We start from the raw sequence: 7,118 nt of genomic DNA on the forward strand, positions 1-7,118 counted from the left end.
GCCGGTGCTCGGACGGGGCACCAGCACCTGCTCGGCCGCCGCCTTCACCTGGCTGCGCGGGTAGAGCCGGTTCAGCCGCAGCTGCTGCGACTCCCGCAGCGAGACCGGGCCGAAGCGCACGTTCGGGCCCTGCAGGGTGATGTCGGCGACGCCGCAGCGCCGCGCGAACAGCCGTAGGCCCGCCACCAGCAGCAGGTTCTCCACCGGCTCGGGCAGCTTGCCGTAGCGGTCGGTGAGTTCCTCGCGGACCTGGACGATGTCCTCCTCCGAGTTCACCGCCGCGATCGAGCGGTACGCCTGCAGGCGCAGCCGCTCGCCGGGGGCGTAGTCGTGCGGCACATGGGCGTCCACGGGCAGCTCGATCTTCACCTCCAGCGGCTCCTCCTCCGGCTCGCCGCCGCCGGCCAGCGACTCGCGGAACTCGGCCACCGCCTCGCCGACCATCCGCATGTAGAGGTCGAAGCCGACGCCCGCGATGTGCCCGGACTGCTCGCCACCGAGCAGGTTGCCCGCACCGCGGATCTCCAGGTCCTTCATCGCCACGTACATGCCGGCGCCCATCTCGGTGTGCTGGGCGATGGTGGCGAGCCGCTCGTGCGCGGTCTCGGTGAGCGGCCGCTCCGGCGGGTACAGCATGTATGCGTAGCCGCGCTCGCGGCCACGGCCGACCCGGCCGCGCAGCTGGTGCAGCTGGGAGAGACCGAAGGTGTCGCCGCGCTCCACGATCAGGGTGTTGGCGTTGGAGATGTCGATGCCCGACTCGACGATCGTGGTGGAGACCAGGACGTCGAACTCCTTCTCCCAGAAGTCGACCACCACCTTCTCCAGCTGGGTCTCCCCCATCTGCCCGTGCGCGGTGGCGATCCGCGCCTCGGGCACCAGGTCCTTCAGTCGGGCGGCGGCCTTGTCGATCGTCTCCACCCGGTTGTGGATGTAGAACACCTGGCCCTCGCGCAGGAGTTCACGCCGGACCGCCGCTGAGATCTGCTTCTCGTCGTACGGTCCGACGAAGGTCAGCACCGGGTGCCGCTCCTCCGGCGGGGTGGTGATGGTGGACATCTCGCGGATACCGGTGACCGCCATCTCCAGGGTGCGCGGGATCGGCGTCGCGGACATGGTCAGCACGTCCACGTTGGCGCGCAGCTTCTTCAGCTGCTCCTTGTGCTCGACGCCGAAGCGCTGCTCCTCGTCCACGATCACCAGACCGAGGTCCTTGAACCTGGTCTCGCTGGAGAACAGCCGGTGGGTACCGATGACCACGTCCACCGAGCCGTCGCGCAGGCCCTCCAGCACCGCCTTGGCCTCGGTGTCGGTCTGGAACCGCGACAGCGCCCGGACGTTGACCGGGAAGTTGGCGTACCGCTCGGCGAAGGTGGAGAAGTGCTGCTGCACCAGCAGGGTGGTGGGCACCAGCACCGCCACCTGCTTGCCGTCCTGGACGGCCTTGAACGCCGCGCGCACGGCGATCTCGGTCTTGCCGTAGCCGACGTCGCCGCAGATCAGCCGGTCCATCGGGACGGACTTCTCCATGTCCGTCTTGACCTCGGCGATGGTGGTGAGCTGGTCCGGCGTCTCCGCGTACGGGAAGGCGTCCTCCAGCTCGCGCTGCCAGGGGGTGTCCGCGCCGAAGGCGTGGCCGGGGGCCGCCATCCGGGCCGAGTACAGCTTGATCAGGTCGGCGGCGATCTCCTTCACCGCCTTCTTGGCCCGCTGCTTGGTCTTCGCCCAGTCCGCGCCGCCGAGCCGGTGCAGCGTCGGGGCCTCGCCGCCGACGTACTTGGTCACCTGGTCCAGCTGGTCGGTCGGCACGAAGAGCCGGTCGCCGGGGTGGCCGCGCTTGGCGGGGGCGTACTCCAGCACCAGGTACTCGCGGGTCGCGCCCTGCACGGTGCGCTGCACCATCTCCACGTACCTGCCGACGCCGTGCGCCTCGTGCACCACGTAGTCACCGGCCTGGAGCGCCAGCGGATCGATCGCGTTGCGGCGGCGGGACGGCATCCGGCGCATGTCCTTGGTGGAGGACTTCTGGCCGGACAGGTCGGTCTCGGTGACGACCGTCAGCTTGAGGTCCTCGTCCACGAAGCCGTACTCGATCGAGCCGCAGGTGACGTGGACGACGTCCCGGGTCGGTGCCTCGGCGAGGTCGGCGACCAGCCGGGCCGGGATCCCCTCGTTGCCGAGCACCTCGGCCAGCCGGGCGGCCGGGCCGTGGCCCTCGGTCACCATGACGACCCGCCAGTCGGCGCTCAGCCGCTCCTTGGCGTCGGCGATGGCGCGGGCGGTGTCGCCCCGGTACGCCTCCACCGCGTGCATGCCGAGGGTGAGGGTGTTGGCGTCGAACTCCAGGATCTCCGGCCCCGCCGAGGACGCCGAGTCACTGGTGGCGAAGGGGCTGACGGACCACCAGGGCAGCCCGATCTCCGCCGCGTGCTCGCGCACGTCGGCCAGCGACCACAGCGAGGCGGCCGAGACGTCGATCGCCTCCAGGTCGATCGGCCGGTCCGCACCGGCGGCGGCCGCAACCCAGGAGGCCTGTAGGAACTCCTGACTGGTCGCCACCAGGTCGGCCGCCCTGGTCCGCACCCGCTCGGGGTCGCAGACCACCGTGACACTGCCGGCGGGCAGCACGTCAAGCAGCAGTTCCATGTCGTCCACCAGGACGGGCGCCAGCGACTCCATGCCCTCGACCGCGATGCCCTGGGCGATCTTGTCCAGGATCTCGGCCAGCTCGGGGTGCTCCTGCGCCAGCTCGGCGGCCCGCGCCCGGACCTCGTCGGTGAGCAGCAGCTCACGGCAGGGCGGCGCCCACAGGCCGTGCTCGGCGATCTCCAGCGACCGCTGGTCGGCCACCTTGAAGTACCGGATCTCCTCGACGTCGTCGCCCCAGAACTCCACCCGCAGCGGATGCTCCTCGGTCGGCGGGAAGACGTCCAGGATGCCGCCGCGCACCGCGAACTCGCCGCGCTTCTCGACCAGTTCGACCCGGGCGTAGGCGGCGGCCGACAGCTTGCGGGCCACCTCCTCCAGGTCGTGCTGCTCGCCGCGCTGCAGCGCCACCGGCTCCAGCTCGGCCAGGCCCTTGACCTGCGGCTGCAGCACCGAGCGCACCGGCGCGACGATCACCTGGACCGGCCCCGCCGCCGGGTCGTCGGCCCGCGGGTGGACGATCCGGCGCAGCACGGCCAGCCGGCGGCCGACCGTGTCCGAGCGCGGCGACAGCCGCTCGTGCGGCAGCGTCTCCCAGGCCGGGAACTCGGCCACCGCGTCGGGTGGCAGTAGCGAGCGCAGGCTGGCCGCCAGGTCCTCGGCCTCCCGGCCGGTGGCCGTCACGGCGAGCACCGGGCGGCCCCGCTCACCCGCCTTCGCCGCCAGCGACCTGGCCAGCGCGGCGATCGCGAACGGACGCGCGGCCGGCGGACCGACCAGGTCGAGATGCTGCCTGCCCCCCACGGCGGCACCCGCGGCCGCCGCCTCGATCGCCTCGGCGAGGGCGGCATCCCGTACGACGACATCGAGCAGTCCGGACAGGCTCATGCGAGTCTCTTCTTCGTCCCGTGGCTGGAGTGCCCAGGCGTCGGACGACCGGCCGGGCAACGCGAACGGCCCGGCACGCGGCGCGCCCGGGGGAACTCCAGCCTACGCCGCGGCGCGGACGCTCACGCGAAGAGCACCGCCGGGCTCAGCGTGATCATGCAGCGGAGATCACACGAACTGGACATACTCCTGTCACTGCCCGTCCATTGTGGTCGCGCAAGATGGAGTTCGTGCCCGCCGCACCCAACCGTGGGGGATGGAGGCGGTGGACACCGACGCACCCCGATGGGGGTCGGGAGTGCGTGGCCGGGCGACCCTGGGTGGGGGCGCTCGTGCCCATTCGCCGGGAGTCGTGGCGCCCCGTCCTGGAGGGCGCCACGGGTCCTGGCCCGTCGCGATCTCACCTGCGGCCGGAGCGGACGGCCCCTTCTCGCGGGCCCGCCTCGACGGCAAGGCGGAACGGCGTCAACTTCGGACCGGGTCGGCCACGCCTGGGGGGCCACGCCAAGGCGCCCCAGGCATGACCGCGCCCGGGCACGGGCTAGCGGCGGTGCACGACCTCACGCGGGTACTCGGAGCCGTCGTCAACGATCACGATCTTCGGAACGATCCGCGTCTTGGCCTCCGACGCCTGCGCGGCCGGTTCGGCCGGGGCGGGCTCCGGGACGGACGCCGCAGCCGGAGCCGGTTCCGCTGCCCGCGCCGGGACGGCCTCCGGCGAAGTGCTGGGCCGCGGCGGAACGGCGGAGAGCGCCCGCAGGGTGGTGGTGGGGTTCTCGGCGGTGGCGGGCAGCCGGAGCTCCCTGGTCGCGTGCTCCGGCACCCCGGCCGGCTCCGCCGTCTCGATCGATGCCGAAGCCGGCGCCAGGGCCGGCCGCGACGGTTCGACGGCGGCCCGCGGCCGCGCGGGAGCGGCCTCGAGCGCCCGTACGCCCGCCCCCTCGAGGGCGCCGACCGCTGCACCGGTCAGCGAGGCCAGCGTCTGCTTGATGTGGTCCAGGTGCTGTTGCACCTGCTCGTGCCGGACGGCGAACTCCCGCTGCTCGCGCTCGCCGGCCGCCTGGATCCGCTCGGCCTCCCGGCGGGCCTCGGCGGTCAGCTGCTCGGCGGTGGCCTGGGCCTCCGCGTCGCTGACGCGGATCTCGGCGAGCACCTCGTCGCGGTACTGCTCGGCCTCCCTGAGCCGGCGCTCCGCGGTGGCGGAGATCTTCTCGTCCTCCACGTCCGCCTTGGCCTCGGCGGCGGCGAACATCTCGTCCGCCCGGCGCCGCAGTTCGGCCAGCTTGGCCTCGGCCCGCTCCTCCGCCTCGGCGGCGCTCACCCGGACCTTGGCGGCCTCCGCCGTGGCGAGGTCCCGGGTGCTGCGGGCCTCCCGGTCGGCCTCCGCGCGGATCCGCTCGGCCTCGGCGCGGGTGCGCTCCTCGGTGCGGCGGGCGAAGGCGTCGGCCTCGTCGCGGCTGGTGGTGGCGAACTCCCGGGCGCTGACGGTGGCCTGCTGTCCGGCCTGGTACGCGTTGTCCCTGGCCTCCTCGGCGGCGCGCTCGGCGGACTCCCGGATCGCCGTCACCTCGGCCTCGGCGATGGCCATCAACCGCGCGGCCTGGTCGCTGAGCACCTGGTAGTCGGGGGCGGGGGCGTCGGCGGCGGCCTGGACGATGTCCGCGAGCCGCTTCTCCATCTCACGGATGCCGGCACCGAGTACGCTGAGCCGCTCCCACGCCCGGTCCCGCTCCGACGTCAGGGACAACAGTGCCCGTTCGACCTGCTCGGGCGCGTAACCGCGCCGGGACAGCATGAACCCGTGCTGGGAGACGGCGTCGCTCATGGGTTCTTCCCCTCGTGCTCGCGGGCTGCGCAGCCCGTGGTCGAACGTGGACGAGGACGGGACCGGCGGCCCGCCCTCTTCACCTATTTTGCGCGGACGGGGAGGAAACCCAAACAGGACAGCGCCGCTCGACCGCGTGAACGCGTGCCGCGGTCAGCCCCGTTCCACGTGCTCGAAACCTCCCGTGCATCGCGCATGACCAGTAAGGACGTTCGGGAGTCCGCCAGTGGTTCCCCGGGTGCACCGGCCAAGCGGAATGTCCGATTCCGCCCCTGCCCGCCAGACGGCCACGGGCCGTGCCGACGAATCGGCACGGCCCGTGGCCAAGACCGGGAGGGTCAGAGGATCCCGTCCCAGAACTGTTCGAGCAGCACGCCCCACCAGGTCTCCGGCGACTGCAGCGCCGCCGGGTCGATGGCGATCAGCTGGGCCTGGAAGTCGGTGGTCCACCGGCCCGCCTGTTCCGGGGTGAGGCCGTAGCGCAGGCGCCACATCCGGCCGAGCAGGGCCAGGCTGCGGACGAACTCCGGGACCCCGGAGTTGACGAAGCGCACCGGTTCACCGCCCGGCTCCAGCTCGACCGAGATCACCGCCGCCGTGCCGTACTGCACGCAGAGCTGGCGGCCGTAGTCGTTGCCGAGCACCAGGTAGCCGCCGAAGTCCGGGCCGGCGGGCAGTCCGCGCTCGGCCGCCAGCTCGGCCAGGGTCGGGATCGGCCGGCCTTCCTGGGCCTGGGCCCAGAAGAACGGCGCGAAGTCGCGCGGCAGCCCGGCCCACATCAGGGTCTGCGCCACGACCTCGGGCACGCCCTGGCGGGAGACCGCCCGCTGCTCGAAGCGGAACACCCCGGGACCGAAGGCCTGCCCGAGCTCATCCGCCAGCTGCTGCGGGGCGAGCGGCGGCAGCTGCGGAATGCTGCCGGGCGGCGGCAGCGGCGCGCGGACCGGCCGCGGGCGCTGCGGCGCCGCCGCCAGCTGGTGCAGCTGGTCGACGTGGTCCACCAGCACCGCCATGCCCGCCTGCCGGGACTGGTGGTCCCGGCCGTACGGGGCGGTGTGGCTGAGGCGGACGTTCGGCCAGGAGGCGCGTACCATCCGGGCGCAGTAGCCGCCGGGCACCTCGCACAGTTCCAGGTCGGTGTGGAGTTCGAGCACCTGGTCCGGCGGGACGTTGAGGCGGCGCAGCTCGTGCAGCGCCTTCCACTCCGGGTGCGGGGTGCCGGGCTCGCTGCGGTGGATGAGCTTCTGCTCGGAGCCGTCCGGGGCCCGGTAGCTGACCACGGCCACCGTGCCGGGCCCGATCGACGGCACTCCCGGTGCACCGGCCGGCACACCCGGTACCGGGGCCGGCGCGGGCGGGGGAACCGGGGGGCCGGCGGGCACCGGTGCGCCGGCGGCCGGGTAGCCGTAACCGGCGCCCGGCACCGGGGCGGGCCCCGGGTGGGCGGGCGGTACCGGCGCTCCCTGGTGCGCCGGAGGTACCGGCGCGGCCGCGGGGTAGCCGTAGCCGACGCCCGGCACCGGTCCCGGCGGGGCGGGCGGGGCGGGCGGCATACCGGGCACACCCGGTGCGCCGGGCATGCCGGGACCGGCCGGTCCGGCGGGCGACGGAACGGCCGGACCGCCGTGCGGCGGCGTGCCGTGGCCCGGCTGCGGCACCTCGATCGCGTGGGCCAGCTGGGTCGCCTCGTACGCGATGCCCGCCGCGGCCGGGCCGGGGGCCGGCGGCGGCGCGGTGGCGGCGGTCGGCTGGGCTCCGC

The 7,118-nt window shown here is 73.8% G+C and carries 3 protein-coding genes; all 3 read right to left on the minus strand.

Annotated elements, in window-relative coordinates; all coding sequences use genetic code 11:
- A partial coding sequence (gene mfd, locus ABD369_RS24740; RefSeq protein ID WP_344638732.1) for a transcription-repair coupling factor occupies positions 1 to 3,534 on the minus strand: 3,534 nt, incomplete at its 3' end.
- Between the two features lie 541 nt (positions 3,535 to 4,075).
- Positions 4,076 to 5,359 (minus strand): hypothetical protein, encoded by a 1,284-nt coding sequence (locus ABD369_RS24745; RefSeq protein ID WP_344638733.1) that lies wholly within the window; start codon positions 5,357 to 5,359, stop codon positions 4,076 to 4,078.
- Positions 5,360 to 5,697: 338 nt separating this feature from the next.
- A partial coding sequence (locus tag ABD369_RS24750) for an SUKH-4 family immunity protein (protein ID WP_344638734.1) occupies positions 5,698 to 7,118 on the minus strand: 1,421 nt, incomplete at its 5' end.

Origin of the sequence: Kitasatospora cystarginea, from assembly GCF_039533515.1 — a bacterium.
Classification (GTDB): domain Bacteria; phylum Actinomycetota; class Actinomycetes; order Streptomycetales; family Streptomycetaceae; genus Kitasatospora; species Kitasatospora cystarginea.

What these genes read in the sequence shown, in the direction of transcription:
- ABD369_RS24745 (WP_344638733.1), bottom strand. Translation starts at nt 5,359, where the DNA reads ATGAGCGACGCCGTCTCCCAGCACGGGTTCATGCTGTCCCGGCGCGGT.